Here is a 21,064-nt window from a genome sequence, read left to right as displayed (position 1 = left end):
ATACTGTCATTCACCATTGAGGTTACGGTTTCAAGGAGGAATACCCCATGTCCCTTGGTGCACTTGCCGCACTGATCGCCGCCCTTGCCCTGGTGGTGCTGGTCATCGCACTGATCCCCGCTATCGCAGCCGTCAAGCGTACGGCGACATCCGTGTCGGTCCTGGCCGACCTGCTGACCAACGAACTCAAGCCCACCATCCGGGAGCTGAACGACGTACTGGCCGAATTGAAGACCGTCGGGGGCGGCGTTGCCCAGCATACCGACGACGTCAAGAAGTTCATGTCGGCCCTGGGTGATACCGGCGACCAGCTCACCCTGATCAACCGCTCCGTTGGCGCCGTTACCGGTATCGTCAACCAGGCCGGCGTTCTGGTCACCGGTGCCAAAGTTGCCGGTTCGTACCTGCTGGAACACTATCTCAAACGTAAAATGAAAGGAGTCTGATCATGGCACACGAAGACAACGGCGTATCCGCAAGCACCGTGCTGGTATCGTTTCTGGCCGGGGCCGCCCTGGGGGCCGGGCTGGCCATGCTGTACGCACCAAAGGATGGCCGGCAACTGCGCAACCAGATAGCCGACCTGGCTGACGATGCGGTGGACAAGATCAAGGAGTACGCAAAGGAAGCCCAGGAGAAGATCAAGGAGACCATCGACGAGGGGAAGGATGTGGTGGCCGAGAAGAAATCGATCCTGTCGTCGGCCCTGGAGGCCGGCCGCGAGGCGATCAAGCGGGAAAAGGAAAAGTACTCGGCATAACCGGCCGGGCTGTACTACGACACGCTTCACCCGCAATGAAACGAGGGGGCCGTACCATGGCCCCCTCGTTTCGTTGCTACTGCTGGTTCTGCACCAGCACCATCTGCGCCGGCATAGGCGCCGGAAAGCCGCCGGCGGCCAAGGCTTCCCTGATGGTGCGGTTCCCGTCGAAGTATACCTGCCAGTAGTGGTCATTGTGGCAGAACGGACGGACCGCAAGCACCGGCCCCACCAGGGTGAAGTCGAGAATCTCCACCTCCACGGCAGGGGTTGCCAGCACGTTCGGCACCAGGGCCAGCTTCTCCCGCAGCAACTGCATTGCCGCCACATGGTCGGCGCTGCCGTTTAACTGGCACTTCAGCTCAACTCTCCGGTACTCATTGGCCGTGAAATTCTGGATATTGTCCCCGAAGACCTTGGCGTTGCCCACCATCGTCAGCACGTTGTCGGGAGTATTGATCGAGGTCACGAACAGCCCGATCTCCTTGACCGTACCGGTCACACCGCCCGCTGTTATGAAATCCCCCACCTTGAACGGATGCAGCACGACCAGGAAAATACCGGCCGCCAGGTTCGACAGGAGACCTCCCCAGGCCGCACCGATGGCGATACCGATACCGGCCACCAGAGCGGCGAACGTCGTGGTCTGGATCCCGCAGTAGCCAAGGATGGCGACCACCAGCACGATGTTCAGGGTCACGGCCACAAAATTGCCGATGTACCGCATCAGGGTCGGGTCCACCTTTTGCCGCTCCATGACCCGTTGCAGCATCCGGCAGACAAAGTTGATCAGCCATCTGCCGACAATCCAGAAAAGTATGACGGCGAGAAGCTTGGTCCCGACTTCGGTGGCATAGGCTGTTGCCAGTTGCTGAAACTGATTGACGTTGTCCATCTTGACGCTCCTTCCTTTTCCGTTGGTCGCAAACCGTCCGGCCGCGACCGGCCTTCAGAAGAGTTCAAGCAGGAAGTATATCACGGGGTCGACAGGACACAAGATCCGGCCGGTTCAGAAGTAGTGGTTCCAGAGCATGCGCGCCTCGCCGGTTCGCCGCCCGTTCATCTGCTCGCCGGAGACCTCAAGGGTAAGACTGTTATTGCGGCTCACCTTGAAGTTCTGGGCCAGGGCAAGACGCAGCGCGGCACGGTCGTCACCGAGCTTGTAGAGGAATCCCTGGGCATTCAGATGGAGTTTCCACCAGTCCGCAAGCTGCTCAACGACGCCGAAACGCAGTCCCGGCGCCAGCGTAAAGACCCCCCGGATGCCGTCTCCGGCGTTCAGGTCCGCCTCGGCCAGGAGGTACCAGATACCGTCGCCGGGCGAGGCGTAGGCAAACCCGCCGCCACTGTTCAACCGGAAGACGAGGGAGTCGTTGCCGTTTTTCATGGTTTCCCGATCCAGCCCGACGTTTACCTTCCACGAGGTCGGCTTGAAGAACAGGTCGCGCGGGGTCAGGGAAACGATGTCCACCAGGTGGAGCGACTGCACCGTGACCGGCGACGGCGCCTCGCTGAACCGGAGCACCGTATCCAGAAAGGTGATCTGCGCCCCTTGCAGGTATCCCTGATCCGGATCCAACAGGGAGTGGAACTGGGGCCTGATTGCCAGCTCTCCAAAACCTTTGCCGCGGCGCACCCCGCCGCCGACGGCCACCCTGGTGGTGTCGTGTCCGCTTTCGGGGCGGGGCGGTACGACGCCGTCGTAACGGCCTTCAGGGGTCGGCCCCAGCATGCTCCGCTCCTTCAGCAGCGCGAGGTACAATCTGGTATAGGCATCCTTTGCCAACTCCTTGCGGGCAAGCCTGAACTGGGCGAATTCGGCCGCCAGGTCCAGAATGGCGGCCCTGTCCTCCGCCGCTCCGGTCAAGCCCTCCGGCAACCGTCTGCCGTAGGCCAGGTCAAGGGCGACCTGCCGCCCGTCCGGGGTAAGCTGCGCCATGATCGTTCTGATCCTGCTCCCTTGGGAGGGGCGGTAACGGGGTTCCTCCAGAATGCCGCTTTCCTGGGTGATGCGGATGGTATCGGTGGGCAGGACGAACAGCCCGGTTTTTTCGGTGAGCCGCAACTCCGGCCGGGCCGCCTCGATCAGGAAGAGCAGGTTGTAGGAGCAGTTCTCGTCCAGGAAGTAGTAGGAAGAACCGATCCGGTGCAGCTCCCAGATATGGGTGACCATCCGCGCCACCTCCTCTTCCGAAAGCTTGAGCCGGTACTCCCACATATCCCGGTGCTCCAGGTCGTTGTACTCCTTGACCTTGGTGTAATAGGGCAACAGGGAATAATACCCCCGGTAGCGGCCGGTCAGCCCCTTCCAGGCATAGAGGAACCCGTTGGTATCGGTGGTTTCAGCGGCGTAGTTGACGGCGTGGGAAATAAGATGGCTGCGGCTGCGGCCGTCGATCCGGATCAGGGTATGGCCGAACATGGAGGCCGGACTGTTGATGTGGCCCACCGGAAACACCAGCACCGCCGACTTCGCCTCCACCGTTCCCAGGGCTTCGTCCCGCTCGGAACAGGTGTGGGCCGGAAGCCGCGCCGGATCTATGGCGAGCCGGGAGGAGAGCCAGGCGAAACGGGCCGGAAAGCGGCAGGCACCGTGGTCGCCGTCCTGCGCGTCAACAATGAAAAAACTGCGCAGGGTCGCCTCGAGCTCGGCCCGGCGGTCGGTTCTCCCCTCCGGTGCGAGGAAAAACGCGGGATCGTCAATCCTGCTCGTATGCCCGCCGGCAAGCGTCCCGGTATAGTGGAGCAGTACCTGCCAGGTACGCTCCTCATGCAGATTTTCCCGTCGGGCCGTTGCCAGCAGGTGGTCCACATAGGATGGCTCTCCGGCAGTTACCGGCGCAACGGATGTCACAAGGTACATCCAGCAGAAAATCAGGGAAAAGCGGAGCATCGTCGTCCACCACGGCATTGCAGTATCGGTCCTTACCCGCAGACAGCGCCACGGGGTGTGCTATCTCTGTCCGTCGTCAACAAAAAAGGCACACAGAACCCTGTGTACCTTTTTTGCGCCGTTACGCCGGCATCCTAGTTCAGGGCCACGGTCACGGTGTTGTCGATCACTTCAGCCAGCACCACGTTTTCAGAAGTAAAAATCTTGCCGAAGTTGGCCTGGAGGCGGGCATTGAAGGCATGCTGCTCGGCCGGGGCGACCCCGAGCATCTCCGCGAAAGTATCCAGGGTCTCACCCTTGCCCATGGCGATGTCCTTTGCCAGGTTGTCCATGTTGGCCTGGACAAAGTGGATCAGCTTTTCGTTCTGCACGAACTTTGAAGGCTGTGAACACTCGGACGTACCGGAGGAAAGACCGAAGGTCTGGCTTCCGGAGGTGCCGTTGGTGGTCGCCTGGAACGACTGGAACAGGATCGAGTTATCGGCCTTGTTCTCCCACAGCATGGTGCCCAAACCGCAGCCCACGTTGTTGCGGGCGTTGCCCGCCGCAAAGGCGGCACTCGTCATGGCCAGGGTTACTGCAACCGTCAAAAGAACTTTCTTCATACGCTGTTACCTCCTGTGGTGTGATGGTGCTGCTGATTGCATGGATATCTAATATCGTCAATCCAGTCATTATACAACCCCGTGGAACATATTTTCCGCAACGTCTCGAACTCAGCGGGTCGCAGAACGTCCACCCTTTACCGCCCGCTCCCCCTCCTGTCCAGTTCCACCGCCGCATAGGCGGAATGGTTATGGATCGACTCGAAGTTCTCCGCTTCAACGGAAAACCAGGTGATGTTCTCCTGCGCCGCCAGCCGCAAGTAAGCCTCCCGCACCATATCCTCCACAAAGCGGGGGTTCTGGTACGCCTGCTCCGTGACATGCTTTTCGTCGGCTCGCTTCAGCAGGGCATAGAGGGGGCTGCTACCGCACTGCTCGATCAGGGCCACCAGATCCTCGATCCAGATGAAGTCGGTGTAGCGCACCTTTACGGTCATGATGCTGCGCTGGTTGTGGGCACCGAAACGGGACAGCTCCTTGCTGCAGGGGCACAGCGACGTGACCGGCACCTTGACCCCCAGCACGAAATCGAGGGTCTCCCCCCGCAGGCAGGCGTCGAACTCGCAGGTGTACTCCATCAGGCTGCGGGCTTTGGAGACCGGCGCCGCCTTGTCGATGAAGTAGGGAAACTCCACCCGCAGGTGGGCGGTTTCCGCTCCCAGCTTCTGGCGCATCTCCCGCAGGATATCCTCCAGCCGGTCCAGGGCCACCTGCTCGCGGTAACGGTTCAGGATCTCCACGAAGCGGCTCATGTGGGTTCCCTTGAACTGGTGCGGCAGGTCCACGTACATATCCACCCTGGCCACGGTGTGCTGCAGGGAACGGTTCTTGTCCTGCACCACGATCGGATAGGAGATATCCTTCACTCCCACCTTGGCGATCGGTATCCGGCGATGGTCCCGGCTTTTCTGCAGGTCCGGCATCGGCTGTCCGTCACTCATGGTTCCTCCTCCAGGGCGGCCAGGATCGCCTTCCAGACGTTGTCCCGCCCCTCCTTCGACAGCGCTGAAAACTGCACCAGCTCCTCCCGGGGGAGGTCGAGCCGCAGGGATATCTGGGTGATCTGCTTGGCCCGCTCGTTTTTGGTCAGCTTGTCGCACTTGGTGAGCACCACCACCGGCCGGCGGCGGTAGGCCCGCAGCCAGTCCAGCATCTGCAGGTCTTCATCCGAAGGGATCCGGCGCACATCCAGGATCAGCACCACGGCCCGCAGGGTCTCCCGGCCGGCCAGGTAGCGTTCCATCATCGGCCCCCACTGGCGCTTCACCTCCAGCGGCACCTTGGCGTAGCCGTACCCCGGCAGGTCCACCAGCGTGAGCGGCGGGCATTCGCCGCTGATGGTGAAGAAGTTGATCAACTGGGTGCGCCCCGGCGTCGAGCTGGTGCGCACCAGCCCTTTTCGCTCCACCAGCACGTTGATCAGGGATGATTTGCCGACGTTGGAGCGGCCGGCAAAGGCGATTTCCGACAGCTCGGGCGGGGGGTAGTCGGCCGGCTTGACGGCACTTTTGATGAAGGTGGCCTGATGAATACGCACAAGTAAATTCCTTTGCAAAACGGTGTGGCCGGAAAGGGCACGCCGCGGTGGGCGGAGAGGAACGTTCCCTCAGGAAACGTTCCGGAAACGACGGACAACTTCCGCTATGGCACTCTCGCGGATATTGCCCAGGGCCAGCCGCAGGTACTCCTCCAGACCGGGGCCGAAGGCCTCCCCCGGCAGGGTCATGATCCCGGCCTCCTGCACCAGCCGCTGGGCCGCCTGCCGGCTGCTGCGGCCGGAGAAGGGGTGCTTCACCCAGGCGAAGAAACCGCCGCCGGCCACCAGCCGGAAGCGGTTGCCCGGTTTGACGAATTCGGCGGCAAACAGGCTGTTGCGCAACGACATCTTCAGCCGGTTCTCCTCCACCCAGGCGTCCAGGTGCTCCAGGCCGTACTTCAGGGCCTGCTGCGTGATGCGGGGCTGGCAGACCGCCATGGTGTCCTGGATCTTCAGTGCCTGCCGGATGAACTCAGGCGCCGCAGCCAGCAGGCCGGCCCGGTAGCCGGTCAGGGCGTAGGTCTTGCCGAAGGATTGCACCTGCACCAGGGTACGGTGCCAGTCCGCCAGGGTAAAGAGGTCGTGGGGCATCCCCTCCACAAAATCGCCGTAGGTCTCGTCCAACACCAGGGCAATCCGGTGACGCTGGGCCAGGAAGTACAGCTCGCTCAGCCGGCCGTGGGGAATGGCCACCCCGGTGGGATTGCTGGGGGTGACCAGCACGATGGCCCGGGTGCGGGGGGTGATCAGCCGCTCGATCACCGCGGGGTTGGGAACCCCCTGCTCCTTTTCCGTGAAGGGAGCGTAGACCGCCCTGACACCCAGAGCCCCCAGGGCCATGGGGTGGTCGAAATAACAGGGAGCCTGCAGGATCACTTCGTCACCGGCATGGCAGAGTACCAGCATGCTCAGCCAGAAGGCCTGGCTGGCGCCGACGGTCAGGCAGATATGGTCGCCGTCGACCCGGGCCCGGTACCGTCGCCGGTAACGCGCGCAGACCGCTTCCCGTACCTCCGGCAGCCCCTCGTCCGGGGTGTAGCGGCAGGTCAAGGGGTCGCGCACCACCTGCTGCAGGTAAGCGAGCAGCTCCTCCGGGGGAGAGTAGTCCGGTACCGCCTGGCAGAGATCGATCAGCTCGGGAGCCTCGGGCGGACGGGTGGCGGCCCAGCCCCGCACCTCGCCGATGGGAGGCTCGCGCACCGATCTGACATGGTCGTTGAGGGTGAAACGCATTGAAGCACTGCTCTCCTGTACGGTTTACATTTCTGAATCCGCTGCTATGTAATAAGCGTCCGTGTCTGTATCATATTTTCCCGGGACCGCCAACCGATCATGCGGCATCCGGCAGACACGGGGAAAGGAACCACCAACCATGACTGACTGGTTCATCACGCTCCCCCCGGTTTCCCAGGCCCTGGCCGCCACCCTGTTCACTTGGTTCATGACCGCCCTGGGGGCGGGGCTGGTCTTCCTGTTCAAGACCATTAACCGCAAGGTGCTGGACGGCATGCTGGGCTTTGCGGCCGGGGTGATGATCGCCGCCAGCTTCTGGTCGCTGCTGGCCCCGGCCATCGAGATGGCCGAGCAGGAGGGCGGCAGCCTGCCCGCCTGGTTTCCCGCAACTGCTGGCTTCCTGATGGGTGGATTCTTCCTCTGGGCGGTGGACAAGATACTGCCCCACCTGCACCAGGGGTTCAAGACCAGCGAGGCGGAAGGGATCAAGACCGGTTGGCAGCGCAGCACCCTGCTGGTCTTGGCCATCACCCTGCACAACATTCCGGAAGGGCTGGCGGTGGGGGTGGCCTTCGGCGCCCTGGCCGCCGACCTCCCCTCCGCCTCCCTGGCCGGCGCGGTGGCCCTGGCGCTGGGTATCGGCATCCAGAACTTCCCGGAAGGAACCGCCGTGTCGGTGCCGTTGCGCCGGGAAGGGATGTCGCGCCTGAAAAGCTTCTGGTACGGTCAGCTCTCGGGGCTGGTGGAGCCGGTGGCCGGGGTGCTGGGGGCCTATGCCGTGATCAGCATGCGGCCGATCCTCCCCTACGCCCTGGCCTTTGCCGCCGGCGCCATGATCTACGTGGTGGTGGAAGAGGTGATCCCGGAATCGCAACTGGCCCGGAATACCGACCTGGCCACCGTCGGCGCCATGCTGGGGTTTGCGGTGATGATGACGCTGGACGTGGCCCTGGGGTAGCAGGTTGCTGAAAAACAGCCAACGCGCCGCCTTCCTCGCAAGCCACTTTGTGCGGCATAGCGCTGCCAGGCCTCTGCGGGACCTGTCTCGCGGGTGCGACGATCTGACGAGTTTTGAGCAACCTCGTTTTTTCCGTTAGCCGTTCAGGTACTCCGCCAGCAACAGGCGGCTGTGCTCGTCGTCGTGGCAGTAGACGCAGAGATTTTCCCAGTTCGAACCATCTTTCGGGTTGTGGTGGTGGTTGCCGTCCTTGTGGTGGACGGTGAGCAGGTGCAGGTTCTCCCGCTCAAACTCCCGGCCGCACTTGGCGCAGATCCAGCCGTGCAGCTTCAGGGATTGCTCCCGGTAGTCGGCGTTGGCCGGACGGTTGCCGGCTTTCAGGGTTTTGACGAGCAGAGCAAGCTCTTCGGGGGAGGGCAGCCGGCGTGCCTGGGGACGGCGGGAGGGCACGGCTACTCCCCTTGCCGGGAAAAGCGGTAGCCCACCCCGCGCACGGTCAGGAAATGAACGGGGCGAGACGGGTCCCGCTCGAAGTATTTGCGCAGTCGCACCACGAAGTTGTCCAGGGTGCGGGTCTCGGCATCGGAGGCGTACCCCCAGACCGTTTCCAGGAGCTCACCACGAGGGATCACCTGCCCCTCCCGCCGGAAGAACAGGGACAGCACCCGCACCTCCATCTCGGTCAGGTCGATCTCTCCCTGGGCGGTGCGGGCGCGGTAGGAAAGCAGGAACACCTCGTTGTCGCCGAAACGGTACCCCTCCTCGATCGGATCGGGACGGTACCAGGAAGAGCGCCGCAGCATCCCCTTCACCCGCAGCAGGAACTCCACCAGATTGAACGGTTTGGTCAGGTAGTCGTCGGCGCCGCTTTCCAGGCCGCTGACCCGGTCTGCGTCCTCGGAACGGGCGGTCAGCATCAGAATCGGCACCCGGGAGTCGATCCCACGCATGGCCCGGCAGACCTGGAAGCCGTCCTGTCCCGGCAGCATCACGTCCAGGATGATCAGGTCGCACCGTTCCACCCGCAGCGCCGCCAGGGCCGCCTCCCCCCGGTCGAAATGACTGACCGCGTACCCCTCCTGTTCCAGGTTGAAGCAGATGCCCCGGGCCAGATGGATTTCGTCCTCCACCAGCATGATGCGCGGTTTTGTCTCACTCATAGCGCAGCGCCTCGATCGGGTTCAGTCCCGCTGCCTTGCGGGCCGGATAGAAGCCGAAGAAGATGCCCACCGCACCGGAAAACAGGAACGCAACGGTAATGGACAGCGGGGAGATGAGCGTGGGCCAGGAAAGAATCCGGGAGACCACGGCGGCACCGCCTGCTCCCAGCGCGATGCCGATCAGGCCGCCGATGACGGTGAGCAGCACCGCTTCGGTCAGAAACTGCAGCAGAATATCGTTGCGCTTGGCGCCGATGGCCATGCGGATGCCGATCTCCCGGGTCCGCTCCGTAACCGATACCAGCATGATGTTCATGATGCCGATGCCGCCCACGACCAGCGAGATGGAAGCCACCGATCCCAGCAAGAGCGCCATCACCTTGGATGATTGTTCGGCCACCGCCAGGATTTCCGACAGGTTGCGCACCGTAAAATCGTCCTCCTTGCCGCTCATGATCCGGTGGCGCTGCCTGAGCAGTTCCGTGATCTCCTCTTCGGCCCGGGGCAGCAGCTCCGCGCTTTTCGCCTTGACTATGATGGAACCGGTGCTTTTGGGAAACTGGCCGCCCAGCAGCTTGGTCTTGGCGGTCCGGAACGGCACGAAGACGATATCGTCCTGATCGGTTCCCTGGGGGGACTGCCCCTTGCGCTCCATGACCCCGATCACCACGAAGGGGATCTTGCGGATTCTGACCATCTTGCCGATGGGATCCTCGCTGCCGAACAGATTCTGGGCCACGGTCTGCCCCAGCAGACAAACCTTGGCAGCACCGTCCACATCGGAACCGGTCATGGGACGCCCGTTTGCCACCGGCCATTCACGGATATCGAACATCTCGGGGGTGGTGCCCAGCAGCTGGGTGGACCAGTTCTGGTTGCCGTAGACCACTTGGCCGCTGCCGCGCGAGGCGGGGGAAGCCAGTTCCACCGAGGGACATTCGGCCTGAATCGCCTTGCTGTCGTCGGAGGTGAGGGTCTGCACGCCGCCGCTGCCGGTGCGCAGGCCGCCGCTGGTGACGGAGCCGGGCAGGATCAGCAGAATGTTGCTGCCCACGCTGGCGATCTGCTGGGAAATAACATAGGAAGCGCCGGTGCCCACGGCCATCATGGCGATCACGGCGGCAATGCCGATGATGATCCCCAGCATGGTCAGGAAGGAGCGCATCTTGTTGACCCTGAGTGCCTTCAGGGCTATGCGCAGCGGCTGGATCAGGGTGTTCATGACGTGAACCGAATCTCCAGGCGGCGGGCCACCGTCAGGTAGCAGGCCAGCGCCGGTTCGTTGAACTGGACCAGGACGATCCGGCCGAAGTCTCCGGAGGACGATGCCTCCCGGGCCGCAGCCAGGGAGACTGCCCCAGCCTGCTCCATGGGGTAGCCGTAGACGCCGCAACTGATTGCCGGAAAGGCGATGCTGCGCAGCCCGTGGCTGCGGGCCAGCGCATAACTGGTGCGGTAGCAGGCAGCCAGCAGCTCCGGTTCCCCGTTGCCGCCGCCGTGCCAGACCGGTCCCACGGTATGGATCACGAAGCGGGCCGGCAGGTTGTATCCTTTGGTGATGCGGGCCTCGCCCACGGGGCAGCCTCCCAGGGTGGCGCATTCCTCCACCAGCTTGGGTCCGGCGGCACGATGAATGGCGCCGTCCACCCCGCCGCCCCCCAGCAGGGTGCTGTTGGCCGCATTGACGATGGCATCCACCGCCAGGGTGGTGATATCGCCGGTGATGATCTCGATGACGTTGCTCATCGCAGCAAGCTCCGCAGCAGGGACAGGTTGACCCGGTCCATGGCGTCGTCGTCCCCTTTCGGGGTTTCCAGTATCTTGGGGATGGCAACGAAACGGGGATCGTTCATGATGAAGCGGAAGGGCTCCAGCCCCAGGGCGCCCTGGCCGATATGTTCGTGGCGGTCCACCCGGCTGCCCAGCCCTTTCTTGGAATCGTTGAAGTGGAAGCACTGCAGCCGCTCCAGCCCCAGGATGCGGTCGAACTGTTCCATGGTTGCGGCGTAGCCTTCCGGGGTGGCGGTGTCGTACCCGGCGGCAAAGGTATGGCAGGTATCGAAACAGACGGCAAAGCGGTCCGGATGGCGGGAACCGTCGATGATGGCGCGCAGCTCCTCGAAGTGGCGTCCCAGGTTGGTTCCCTGGCCGGCGGTGGTTTCCAGCAGCACCAGTCCCCGGTACTCGACAACCTGCTCGAAGAGCCGGTCAAAGGCCGCGATGACCCGCTTGAGGCCCACCTCCGGCGGGTCGGCCAGGTGGGAGCCGGGGTGCATTACGATCTTGCCGATCCCCAGCCGGGCGCAGGTGGCCATCTCATCGGCAAAGGCGGCCAGGCTTTTCTCACGGGTTTCTCCCTCGGGTGCCGCCAGGTTGATCAGGTAGATGTCGTGGGAGATCGCCTCGTGCAGGCCCGATTCGGCGAACACCGTGCGAAAGAGGGCGGCATCGGCGTCGCTGACCGCTTTCCCTTTCCACTGGTTGGAGGAGCGGGTGAAGAGCTGAACGACGCCGCAGCCGGCGGCAACGGCCCGCTCCACCGCCGTGTGCAGGCCGCCGGCAATGGACATATGTGCGCCGAGATAGTCACTCATGGCGCCACCAGTTGCTCACCCAGCAGCCTCACCGTGATTTCATCACCGGCAGCGCAGGCGGTGTGGGCCGGCACCAGCGCCACGGCGTCAGCCGCAAGGGAGGTGCGCAGGATGCCGGTCTCCTGGTTACCGGCGGAGCGGACGTACCAGCGCTCCCCCTCCCGTTCCAGCGCCACCCGCAAAAACCGCATCCGGCTCCCCGGCTTGAGCGGTTCGCGCAGGGTCGCCCGCAGGGTCGGACGCAGCACCTTGCGGCGTCCCTGCATTTTCAGCAGCGCCGGCCGGACGAACTCCTCGAAGGTGACCATGCTTGCCACCGGGTTGCCGGGCAGACAAAAGACCGGCCGTCCCTCGAACAGGCCGAAAGCGGTGGGCTTGCCCGGCTTGATGGCCACCTTCCAGAAGAGGAACTTCACCCCCAGCTCATCCAGCACCACCCGCACCAGGTCCCGGTCGCCGGCGGAAATGCCGGCGGAGGTGATCAGGGCGTCGGCAGCCAGTCCCTGGCGCATCAGCTCCAGGTGGCTCAGGCGGTTGTCCCGGGCAATGCCGAGGACGCGAGGGATGGCGCCGGCCTCCCGTACCGCCGCCGCCAGGGCCAGGGTATTGCTGTTGATGATCTGCCCCGGGCCGGGAACGGTCCCCACCTCCACCAGTTCGTCGCCGGTGGAGAGAATAGCCACCACCGGCCGGCGCTGTACCGCGACCTGCGGCTTGCCGCAGGAGGCCAGCAGCGATATTTCCGAAGGACGCAGCACGGTACCGGCCTCCAGAATCCGCTCGCCCCGGCGGATATCCTCCCCCCGGCGCCGGATATGCTGCCCAACGGCAACCGGCTCCCGGATGGTGACCTGCTCACCCGAGGTCTCGTCGGTTTCCTCCACCGGCACCACGGCATCGGCCCCGTCCGGCAGCGGCGCGCCGGTCATGATCCGCACCGCGCAGCCGGGCTGAACCGTTATCCCCTCGGCCGAAACCCCGGCCGGCAGGAAACCGGTCACCCGCAACCGACAGGGGACGCTGTGGCAATCCTCCCGGCGGACGGCATAGCCATCCATGGCGGAGTTGTCCCAGAGCGGCAGGTCCCAGGGGGCGAGCACCGCTTCGGCCAGCACCTGCCCCACCGCCTCCACCAGCGGCACCTGCTCGGTCCCCACGGAAGAAACGTTGTCCAGTATGGTCTTCAGCGCATCGTCGAACGAAACCATGGTCAGTCCCTCGGCACGGCCAGCATCCGGTCCAGGGCGGCCTGTGCCCGCAGGCGGACACCTTCGGGCACGGTCACCACCGGCTGCATGGTCTGCAGGCAGAGCAGCAGGTCCTCCAGCGAGGTCAGCTTCATGTTGGGGCAGATCAGGGCCGGCGAGGCGAGGATGAACTCCTTGTCCGGATTCTCCTGGCGCAGCTTGTAAAGAATGCCGGCCTCGGTGCCGATGATGAACTTCCTGGCCTGACTTTTGGCGCAGTACAGGTACATGCCGCTGGTGGAGCAGACATGGTCGGCCAGGGCCGAGATCTCCGGGGCACACTCCGGATGACAGATGAACAGGGCATCAGGATGCTCCGCCTTCATCTGCCGCACCCGCTCGGCGGTCAGCCGTTCGTGGGTGGGACAGTAGCCGTCCCAGAAGATGAACTCTTTGTCCGGCACGAACCGGGCGATCCAGCGCCCCAGGTTGCGGTCAGGGGTGAAGATCAGCTTCGTGTCCGGCAGCGACTTCACCACGGAAACGGCGTTGGCCGAGGTGCAGCAGATATCCGACTCCGCCTTGACCGCCGCCGAGGAGTTGACGTAGGTGACCACCGGCACGCCGGGATGACGGGCTTTCAGCTCCCTGAGACCGGCGACGTCCACCATGTCCGCCATGGGGCAGCCGGCGTCGGGACGGGGCAGCAGCACGGTCTTGTCCGGGGAGAGGATGGCGGCGGATTCCGCCATGAAGTGGACGCCGCAGAAGACGATCACCGCGGCCCCGGTCCTGGCCGCCTCCTGGGACAGTTGCAGCGAATCGCCGGTGATATCGGCGATCTCCTGGATTTCGTCCCGCATGTAGTTGTGGGCCAGCAGCACGGCGTTGCGCTCCCTGAGCAGCCGCCGGATCTCCTGCCGGATATCTGTACCGGACATTTCACCTCCATCACCGACTTTTGAGTATTGACAAGCCGGCTCATAAAAGAATATAAACGGAATTCTTCGGGATGTAGCGCAGCCTGGTAGCGCACCTGCTTCGGGAGCAGGGGGTCGCACGTTCAAATCGTGTCATCCCGACCATCAGACATCATGGGGTCACGTCGTCAGACGTGACCCCATTGTCGTTCAGCACCCTGCATCTAATAGCACAACCGGCCCCTGAAGTCCAATGAAGCCGAGTGTCCTCACCTGCAGCCGGCAGCAGCGGGGGGCACGACCGGAAAGGCCCCTCCGGACCGGCCAACGGACAGCTTCAATCAGGAACGCGGCACTGGAGTACCTGCCGCACATCCTGCCTGAGTTCGGACAGCAGGCGTTTCTCCTCGCCATAGGCGTTGTTGAGCGCCTCGGTAATCACGGCATGGAGCTTGGTCAGCCTGGCATAATCGCCCACCGCCTCCCGCAGTTCTTTACGTAGTTTCACCACTGACACCATTGTTGACGCCATAGCCATCCTCCGGATTTGCTTCAGAGCCGTGGCTCATGCAGAATTTAGATGTCGCGCCCGGCCATGCCGCCGACCACATACACCCGGTCACCATTGACCGTCCTTAATAGTAGCCCAGAAATCTCGCGAGGCAAACCGTTTCGTGCATCGTTCGATGGTGGACGCGCCACGCAAAACGGGTTGCGACATGCTGCCGCAACCCGTTGCAGGACACTGGAGCCACCTAGCGGAATCGAACCGCTGACCTACTGATTACGAATCAGTTGCTCTACCGACTGAGCTAAGGTGGCACAGAGAAGGAAATTCTTGTATAACAATTCGAAGCAATCGTCAACGCTCTCGTGACAGGAGGAGAAGCCGACATGTTTGAGCAGGCGGCCCGGGCGATCGAAAATGCGGAGATTCTCATCATTACCGCCGGCGCCGGCATGGGGGTTGACTCCGGGCTGCCGGACTTCCGCGGAAACAGCGGCTTCTGGCAGGCCTACCCCCCCTACGCCCGCCTGGGACTCTCCTTTATCGAGTGCGCGAACCCGGAGCATTTTCAACGTGATCCAGCCTTCGGCTGGGGATTTTACGGCCATCGCACCAACCTCTACCGGGAAACCGTCCCCCATGAAGGTTTTCACATACTGCAACGCTGGGCTGCGGGTATCGGCGCGCCCCCCTTCGTGGTAACCTCCAACGTGGACGGCCAGTTCCAGAAAGCCGGTTTTGCCGATGAAAACATCCTGGAAGTACATGGTTCCATCCACTGGCTGCAGTGCCAGGTTCCCTGCAGCACCACCATCTGGCCCAACAACGAGCAGATCATGGTAGACGAACGAACCATGCGCGCGGCACAGGTCCCCCGCTGCCCCGCCTGCGGCGGCGTCAGCCGCCCCAACATCCTGATGTTCGGCGACTGGTCCTGGCTGCCGCAGCGTACCCATGCCCAGGAGCAGCGCTTCCAGCAGTTTCTTGACGAGCATGCCCAGCAGCGCATGGTGGTGATCGAGCTGGGAGCCGGCACTACCATCCCCACTATCCGGGCCACCTCGGAACGGGTCGGCTGGCGCTACCCCCATGCCGTGGTAATCCGTATCAATCCCCGGGAACCGGAGATCCCCCTCCCTCACCTTTCTCTTCCCTGCGGTGCCCTGGAGGGGCTGGGGCGCATCGACGCCCTGCTTTCCTGACGTGCGGCCAACCGTTCACCTCCGCCGCCTGGGTGCCGTTGCCCGCAAAGAGTTCCTGCACGTCCTGCGCGATCCGCGCAGCCTTGCCCTGGGGATCGTCACCCCCCTGATCATGCTGTTTCTGTTCGGTTACGCCCTGACCCTGGACGTGGACCGGGTCCCCCTGGCGGTCTGGGATCAGAGCGGCAGCCCCCAGAGCCGGGAGCTGATCAGCCGTTTCGGGGGGTCGCGCTATTTTTCGCTCACGCCCCAGGCAGCCTCTTATGCCCGCCTGGAACAGGCCATCGACCGCCGTGACGCCTTGGCCGCCCTGGTGATTCCCGCCGATTTCGCCGACCGCCTGGAGCGGGGTGACGATACCGCGGTCCAGATGCTCCTCGACGGCAGCGACCCGAACACCGCCACCATCGCCTTGGGCTATGCCGAGGCGATCATACTGACCTGGTCCCGTCAGGTGCTGGTGGAGCAGGTGATGCGCCAGCCCGGCGCAGGCAACACCCCGGTCCGGACGGGCTTGGCCGTCCCGAAGCTGGAAATCCGCCCCCGTGCCTGGTTCAACACCGACCTGGTCTCCCGCAACTTCATCTTTCCCGGCCTGATCCCGGTAATCATGATGATCGTGGCGGCGCTGTTGACGGCACTGTCCATGGCCCGCGAATGGGAAACCGGCACCATGGAGCAGTTGATCGCCATGCCGGTGGGCAGAACGGAACTGGTGATCGGCAAACTGGCACCTTACTTCTGTATCGGCGTGATCGACCTGCTGCTGGCCGTCGGCGTCGGCAGCCTCGTCTTCGGTGTGCCGTTGCGGGGGAACCTCTGGCTCCTGGCGCTGCTCTCCCTGCTCTTTCTGCTGGGTGCGCTCAGCGTGGGGATGCTGATCAGCATCGTGGCCAGGAGCCAACTGCTGGCCAGCCAACTGGCCCTGATCATCACCGTCCTGCCGGCGTTCCTGCTTTCCGGCTTCATCTTTCCTCTGGAAAACATGCCGGCCCCGATCCAGGCAGTGAGCCACGTGGTGGTGGCACGCTATTTTGTCGCCATTCTGCGGGGAATCTACCTCAAGGACGTGGGGCTGGCGGTACTCTGGCCCCATGCCCTGTTCCTGCTGGCCTTTGCCGCCACGGTGCTGGGAACCGCCGTGCTGGCCTTCCGGAAGCGGCTGGAGTAACCCCATGTTCGGACGCCTGAAGGCCATGCTGATCAAGGAGTTCATCCAGACCTTCCGCGATCCCCGGATGCGGCTGGTGCTCTTTCTGCTGCCCGCCATCCAGACCGTGATCTTCGGCTATGCCGTCAACATGGACGTCCGCGGAGTGCCAACGGCGGTGATCGACCGGGACAACTCGGCCGAAAGCCGGGAACTGCTGGCATCCCTGTTTTCTTCCGGACATTTCAGGGAAACGGCAGCTCCTGCCGACGAGCATGCCGCCCAAAACCTGCTGGACCGGGGTACGGCGCGACTGGTCCTGGTGATCGCCCCCGGCCTGGCTGCCGACCTGCGCCGCGGCGATACGGTGGTGGTGCAGGCCCTGCTGGACGGTTCCGACTCCAATACGGCCGGCATTGTCATGGGCTACTTAAGCCGTTTTGCCGAACACTGGAACCAGGAGCTGCTGCTCCGGCAGGTGCACCTGCGGGGAGACATCCCGCCGGGGCGGGTCCGGGTGGAATCGCGGGCCTGGTTCAACCCCGACCTGGCCAGCCCCCCGTTCTATGTGCCGGCGGTGGTGGCCAACATCGTCTACATCATTACCATGTTGCTGTCGGCCATGGCCATTGTGCGGGAAAAGGAGATCGGCACCATCGAGCAGGTTATCGTGACCCCGATCCGGAAAACCGAATTTATCCTGGGCAAAACCCTGCCCTTCGTGCTGATCGGCTACGCCAACGTGGCCCTGATCAGCCTGGTGGGGGCGCTGGTTTTTCGCGTGCCGATCCGGGGCAGTCTCTGGCTGCTGATCCTGGCCACCGGCCTGTTCCTGATGAGCTCTCTGGGAACCGGCCTCTTCATTTCCACCATCAGCCGGACTCAGCAACAGGCAAAGATGAGCGCTTTCTTCATCATTTTTCCCGCCATGCTGCTCTCCGGCTTCGCCTTCCCGATCGAAAACATGCCGGTGGCTGCCCAGTGGCTGACCTTGGTAAATCCGATGCGCTACTACCTGGTGATCATTCGGGGACTCTACCTGAAGGGAACCGGTATCGCCATTCTTTGGCCCCACCTGCTGGCTCTGGCGGCACTGGGATGTGTGGTCTTGGGGGTGGCTGTGCTGCGCTTCAGGAAAACCGTGGGCTGAGCCCCCCCGTTTTCAGCGTATGACAAACCGGGTACCTGTGGTATGTACTAACCACGTGTACGGAATGCCCGCACTGAGGAGAAACCCATGTGCAGAAAAATTTTCATCGGCGCAACCGGCCAGCATTGCGGCAAGACCACGATCTCCCTCTCCCTGATGCATCTGGCCCGCAAGCGGTACGCCCGGGTCGGCTTCATGAAGCCGATCGGCCCCAAATGCATCGAATATCGGGGGATGATCATGGACAAGGATGCGGCAATGATGGCCAGCGTCTACGGCTTGGACCAGGATGCACCGTTCATGTCCCCCATGACCCTGACCGCCGGCACCACTCGCCGTTTTCTCGACGGCACCGCCGGTTCTCGTCAGCCTCGCCAGTTGATCCTCGATGCCTGCACCGAGCTGGAGAAACGGCACGACTTCCTGATCATCGAGGGAGCCGGCCACGGTGGCGTCGGCTCGGTGGTGGGGGCCAACAACGCCCAGGTTGCCGCCATGCTTGATGCGCCGGTGCTGATGATCACGGGCGGCGGCATCGGCAACGTCATCGACGCGGTGGAGCTGAACCTGCCGCTCTACGAGCGGGAGCACGCCCGGGTGAAGGTAATCATGGCCAACAAGCTGGTGGCGAGCAAGCGGGAGGAATCTCTGGCGTACCTCACCAAGGCGTTTCAGCACCGCAACCTGCTGGTCACCAGCGCCTTCGATTACTCCCGCACCCTTGCCGATCCCACCCTGCAGCATGTCGCCGAACTGCTGCAGTTACCACTGCATGGCGATCCGGCGGACAAAAGCCGTATCTGCCACACGATCCAGATCGGCGCCGCCTCGTCCCAGAAAGTAATTGAGGGCCTGGGGGATTCGACCCTGCTGATCGTGACCAGCTCCCGTGACGAGCTGATCGTCACCGCTTCGGCGCTGCACCATATTCCGGAGTTCCGCACCCGTCTCGCCGGTCTGATCGTGGCCGGCCATGCACCGATGTCCACCATCACCCAGCGCATCCTGGAAGACAGCATGATCCCGCATATCCGGATCGAAGAGACTACCGCCGACGTTTTTGCCCTGCTGCGGGAGCACGTCTCCAAGATTGGTCCGGACGATACGGAGAAAATTGAGCTCATCAACTCCACCGCGGAAAAGTACATCAATTTCGATGCTATAGATGCCATGCTGGGCTGAGCACCGCCACCGGCGGCCGGAAAAAAGCTTGACCTTATCTAGTTATTTGATATTTTTGACAAAAAATTAACCTTGAGGCGTTCATGATCCTGGTTACCCGTCTCGACCGTCAGGTGATGCTGCTGAATCCGGACCATATCATCAGTATCGAGGAAACCCCTGACACCGTCATTACCCTGTACAACGGCCACCATATACTGGTACGCGAGCGCAGCCGGGTACTGCTCAACCGGATCGTTGCCTTTCGAACCAGAGTCCTGCGACAGGCCAGTGCCGCTTGGCAACGCCCCAAATACTGCTCACGCAGCCGGCTGAGCCTGTATACGCCGCCCCACGGTGCCGCACACCAGCCGGAAAGTCGCGACGGCCTACTCCCACTTCATCACCAGGATGTCTGACCTATGGATTTAGCAACTATTATCGGCCTTATACTGGGTTTCGGTGCCGTGTTCGGCGGTGCCGTCTTGGAAGGTTTGCATATTACGTCACTCATTCAGCCTACCGCTGCCCTGATCGTGCTCGGCGGTACCTTCGGCGCCGTGTTCGTGTCGTTTCCCCTGCCGGTCTGCATCAAGGCGTTCAAGGACATCAAGATCGCCGTGCTGCCGCCCAAGGTGGACCCGGACGCCATCGTCAAGGACATCATCGGCTACGCTACCAAGGCCCGCCGCAACGGCTTGATCTCCCTTGAGCAGGAGGCCCAGAATGCCAGCGACCCCTTCATCAAGAAAGGGATATCCCTGGTGGTGGACGGCATCGATCCGCAGAAACTGAGGGAAACTCTTGAGGCGGAGATAACAGCCTACGAAGACCACCAGAAGCACTCCGCTGAATTTTTTGAGGCTGCCGGCGGCTATTCGCCCACCATCGGTATCATCGGCGCCGTGCTCGGCCTGATCCACGTCATGAGTAACCTCTCCGACACCTCCAAGCTGGGAGCCGGTATCGCCGTCGCCTTCGTGGCCACCATCTACGGTCTGATGGTCGCCAACATCGTCTGTATCCCGATTGGCACCAAGATCAAAATCCGGATGAAAGAGGAAGTGCTGCGCCGGGTCATGATCGTGGAAGGGCTGATCGCCATCCAGAACGGGGAGAACCCCCATTTCATCGAGCAGAAGCTTAAGTCGTTCGCCGGCGCCGAGCACTGACCCAAGGAGCCTCGCGTGGCGCGAAAAAAAGAACCTGAAAAGCACGTCAATCACGAGCGCTGGCTGGTTTCCTACGGCGACTTCATCACGTTGCTGTTTGCCGTGTTTGTAACGCTTTACGCCATGTCCCAGACCGACAAGAAAAAGGTCGAGGAAGTGATGCAATCCCTGCGGGAGTCCTTTGGCTACTCCACCATGGCGGCAGCGGGCCAGAAAGGGGTGCTCGACGCCAAGGACCTGCGCCAGATCCCCTCGATCAAACCGGAGATGGCGGTGATCCCGATGAACCGCCAGATGCCGCCGGCCGGACCGCGCCACGGCGGCATGGAGAAGGGAAAGGCCAAGGGGCAGGCCCAGGAGAAGGACTTCAAGGAGATCCAGTCGGCCATCGAAGCCTACCTGATCAAGCACGGCGCCCAGAACAAGGTATCCATCGGCATCACCAGCCGGGGGTTGGTAGTCAGTCTGAAGGAAGCCGGCTTTTTCGATTCGGGGTCGGCAACCATCAAAGCGTCCGGCTACCAGATTCTGAACACCATCATCGAGGCAATGACCCAGTATTCAAACCCGTTGCGGATCGAGGGGCACACCGACAACGTGCCGATCAGCAGTTCCCAGTTCCCCTCCAACTGGGAACTGTCCACCTCGCGGGCCACCAACGTGCTGCGCTACATACTGAAAAACCACGACGTCGATCCCGCCACCATCTCGGCCACCGGTTACGGCGAATTCCGCCCCGCTTCGGAAAACGGCACCTCCGAGGGGCGGGCGCGCAACCGCCGCGTGGATATCGTCCTGCTTTCCGAGGAGTCGACCAGGGTGGAACCCACCACCACTGCCCCCAGCCAGCCCTGACCACCTTCCCCGAGGTGCA

General features: G+C 62.9%; 24 protein-coding genes and 2 tRNA genes. 11 read left to right on the top strand and 15 right to left on the bottom strand.

Annotated features, from left to right (window positions below; all coding sequences use genetic code 11):
• Positions 1 to 47: 47 nt before the first annotated feature.
• Positions 48 to 446, top strand: a complete 399-nt coding sequence (locus RAK07_RS02475) for a DUF948 domain-containing protein (protein WP_305731275.1) — start codon at positions 48 to 50, stop codon at positions 444 to 446.
• 2 nt (positions 447 to 448) lie between these two features.
• The gene (locus tag RAK07_RS02470; protein WP_305731274.1) at positions 449 to 760 is read left to right on the top strand and encodes a YtxH domain-containing protein; all 312 of its coding nucleotides are present in this window, start codon (positions 449 to 451) and stop codon (positions 758 to 760) included.
• A 76-nt stretch (positions 761 to 836) separates the two neighbouring features.
• On the opposite strand, the gene RAK07_RS02465 is transcribed toward RAK07_RS02470, so the two are convergent.
• From RAK07_RS02465 to RAK07_RS02440, 6 genes are all read right to left on the bottom strand, one after another.
• Complete coding sequence (locus RAK07_RS02465; RefSeq protein ID WP_305731273.1) at positions 837 to 1,655, bottom strand: mechanosensitive ion channel family protein; 819 nt, start codon at positions 1,653 to 1,655, stop codon at positions 837 to 839.
• 114 nt (positions 1,656 to 1,769) lie between these two features.
• Positions 1,770 to 3,623, bottom strand: coding sequence for an Lnb N-terminal periplasmic domain-containing protein (locus RAK07_RS02460; protein WP_305733468.1), 1,854 nt, complete (start codon positions 3,621 to 3,623; stop codon positions 1,770 to 1,772).
• 164 nt (positions 3,624 to 3,787) lie between these two features.
• Positions 3,788 to 4,258, bottom strand: coding sequence for a DUF3015 family protein (locus RAK07_RS02455; RefSeq protein WP_305731272.1), 471 nt, complete (start codon positions 4,256 to 4,258; stop codon positions 3,788 to 3,790).
• A gap of 137 nt (positions 4,259 to 4,395) precedes the next feature.
• Entirely contained in the window at positions 4,396 to 5,181 is a 786-nt protein-coding gene (folE2, locus tag RAK07_RS02450; protein WP_305733467.1) for a GTP cyclohydrolase FolE2, read from the bottom strand.
• A gap of 14 nt (positions 5,182 to 5,195) precedes the next feature.
• Positions 5,196 to 5,795 carry a ribosome biogenesis GTP-binding protein YihA/YsxC gene (yihA, locus tag RAK07_RS02445; RefSeq protein ID WP_305731271.1) on the bottom strand — a complete coding sequence of 200 codons (600 nt, stop codon included), beginning with the start codon at positions 5,793 to 5,795 and terminating at the stop codon, positions 5,196 to 5,198.
• Positions 5,796 to 5,864: 69 nt separating this feature from the next.
• Positions 5,865 to 7,028: an aminotransferase gene (locus tag RAK07_RS02440; RefSeq protein ID WP_305731270.1), complete on the bottom strand. Its 1,164-nt coding sequence runs from the start codon at positions 7,026 to 7,028 to the stop codon at positions 5,865 to 5,867.
• A 139-nt stretch (positions 7,029 to 7,167) separates the two neighbouring features.
• On the opposite strand from RAK07_RS02440, the gene RAK07_RS02435 reads away from it, so the two are divergent.
• Entirely contained in the window at positions 7,168 to 7,986 is an 819-nt protein-coding gene (locus tag RAK07_RS02435; RefSeq protein WP_305731269.1) for a ZIP family metal transporter, read from the top strand.
• Positions 7,987 to 8,121: 135 nt separating this feature from the next.
• On the opposite strand, the gene RAK07_RS02430 is transcribed toward RAK07_RS02435, so the two are convergent.
• Genes RAK07_RS02430 through nadA form a run of 7 tightly spaced genes read right to left on the bottom strand, consistent with a single transcriptional unit; the run spans position 8,122 to position 13,868 of the window.
• Positions 8,122 to 8,382, bottom strand: a complete 261-nt coding sequence (locus RAK07_RS02430; RefSeq protein ID WP_374215772.1) for a YajD family HNH nuclease — start codon at positions 8,380 to 8,382, stop codon at positions 8,122 to 8,124.
• Between the two features lie 56 nt (positions 8,383 to 8,438).
• A complete protein-coding gene (locus tag RAK07_RS02425) occupies positions 8,439 to 9,146 on the bottom strand; it encodes a response regulator transcription factor (RefSeq protein WP_305731267.1) in 708 nt (235 codons plus the stop codon).
• Positions 9,139 to 10,368, bottom strand: a complete 1,230-nt coding sequence (locus RAK07_RS02420; protein ID WP_305731266.1) for an ABC transporter permease — start codon at positions 10,366 to 10,368, stop codon at positions 9,139 to 9,141. The genes RAK07_RS02425 and RAK07_RS02420 overlap by 8 nt, the downstream gene beginning before the upstream one ends.
• Positions 10,365 to 10,892 carry an O-acetyl-ADP-ribose deacetylase gene (locus RAK07_RS02415; RefSeq protein WP_305731265.1) on the bottom strand — a complete coding sequence of 176 codons (528 nt, stop codon included), beginning with the start codon at positions 10,890 to 10,892 and terminating at the stop codon, positions 10,365 to 10,367. The genes RAK07_RS02420 and RAK07_RS02415 overlap by 4 nt, the downstream gene beginning before the upstream one ends.
• Positions 10,889 to 11,740, bottom strand: a complete 852-nt coding sequence (locus RAK07_RS02410) for a deoxyribonuclease IV (protein ID WP_305731264.1) — start codon at positions 11,738 to 11,740, stop codon at positions 10,889 to 10,891. Before RAK07_RS02410 ends, RAK07_RS02415 begins: the two co-directional genes overlap by 4 nt.
• Positions 11,737 to 12,948: a molybdopterin molybdotransferase MoeA gene (locus RAK07_RS02405; protein ID WP_305731263.1), complete on the bottom strand. Its 1,212-nt coding sequence runs from the start codon at positions 12,946 to 12,948 to the stop codon at positions 11,737 to 11,739. Before RAK07_RS02405 ends, RAK07_RS02410 begins: the two co-directional genes overlap by 4 nt.
• Before the next feature lie 2 nt (positions 12,949 to 12,950).
• Positions 12,951 to 13,868: a quinolinate synthase NadA gene (nadA, locus tag RAK07_RS02400; protein ID WP_305731262.1), complete on the bottom strand. Its 918-nt coding sequence runs from the start codon at positions 13,866 to 13,868 to the stop codon at positions 12,951 to 12,953.
• 67 nt (positions 13,869 to 13,935) lie between these two features.
• Here nadA and RAK07_RS02395 point away from each other — a divergent pair.
• Positions 13,936 to 14,012: transfer RNA gene (locus RAK07_RS02395), tRNA-Pro, on the top strand.
• 172 nt (positions 14,013 to 14,184) lie between these two features.
• Here RAK07_RS02395 and RAK07_RS02390 read toward each other — a convergent pair.
• A complete protein-coding gene (locus RAK07_RS02390) occupies positions 14,185 to 14,379 on the bottom strand; it encodes a hypothetical protein (protein ID WP_305731261.1) in 195 nt (64 codons plus the stop codon).
• 214 nt (positions 14,380 to 14,593) lie between these two features.
• Positions 14,594 to 14,669 (bottom strand) — tRNA-Thr (locus RAK07_RS02385).
• A gap of 72 nt (positions 14,670 to 14,741) precedes the next feature.
• Here RAK07_RS02385 and RAK07_RS02380 point away from each other — a divergent pair.
• From RAK07_RS02380 to RAK07_RS02350, 7 genes are all read left to right on the top strand, one after another.
• Complete coding sequence (locus RAK07_RS02380; RefSeq protein ID WP_305731260.1) at positions 14,742 to 15,557, top strand: SIR2 family NAD-dependent protein deacylase; 816 nt, start codon at positions 14,742 to 14,744, stop codon at positions 15,555 to 15,557.
• Position 15,558: 1 nt separating this feature from the next.
• Positions 15,559 to 16,728, top strand: coding sequence for an ABC transporter permease (locus RAK07_RS02375; protein WP_305731259.1), 1,170 nt, complete (start codon positions 15,559 to 15,561; stop codon positions 16,726 to 16,728).
• Between the two features lie 4 nt (positions 16,729 to 16,732).
• Entirely contained in the window at positions 16,733 to 17,857 is a 1,125-nt protein-coding gene (locus RAK07_RS02370; RefSeq protein WP_305731258.1) for an ABC transporter permease, read from the top strand.
• Between the two features lie 87 nt (positions 17,858 to 17,944).
• The gene (locus RAK07_RS02365) at positions 17,945 to 19,039 is read left to right on the top strand and encodes an AAA family ATPase (RefSeq protein ID WP_305731257.1); all 1,095 of its coding nucleotides are present in this window, start codon (positions 17,945 to 17,947) and stop codon (positions 19,037 to 19,039) included.
• An 83-nt stretch (positions 19,040 to 19,122) separates the two neighbouring features.
• Entirely contained in the window at positions 19,123 to 19,437 is a 315-nt protein-coding gene (locus RAK07_RS02360) for a flagellar FlbD family protein (RefSeq protein ID WP_305731256.1), read from the top strand.
• Positions 19,438 to 19,440: 3 nt separating this feature from the next.
• On the top strand, positions 19,441 to 20,190 hold the full coding sequence (locus RAK07_RS02355) for a flagellar motor protein (RefSeq protein ID WP_305731255.1): 750 nt from the start codon (positions 19,441 to 19,443) through the stop codon (positions 20,188 to 20,190).
• A 15-nt stretch (positions 20,191 to 20,205) separates the two neighbouring features.
• Positions 20,206 to 21,045 (top strand): OmpA family protein, encoded by an 840-nt coding sequence (locus tag RAK07_RS02350; protein WP_305731254.1) that lies wholly within the window; start codon positions 20,206 to 20,208, stop codon positions 21,043 to 21,045.
• Positions 21,046 to 21,064: the final 19 nt, after the last annotated feature.

The organism is Trichlorobacter ammonificans (genome assembly GCF_933509905.1).
Lineage (GTDB): Bacteria > Desulfobacterota > Desulfuromonadia > Geobacterales > Pseudopelobacteraceae > Trichlorobacter > Trichlorobacter ammonificans.
Note: the sequence above shows the minus strand (reverse complement) of the source record. Positions and strands in the feature narration are given on the sequence as shown.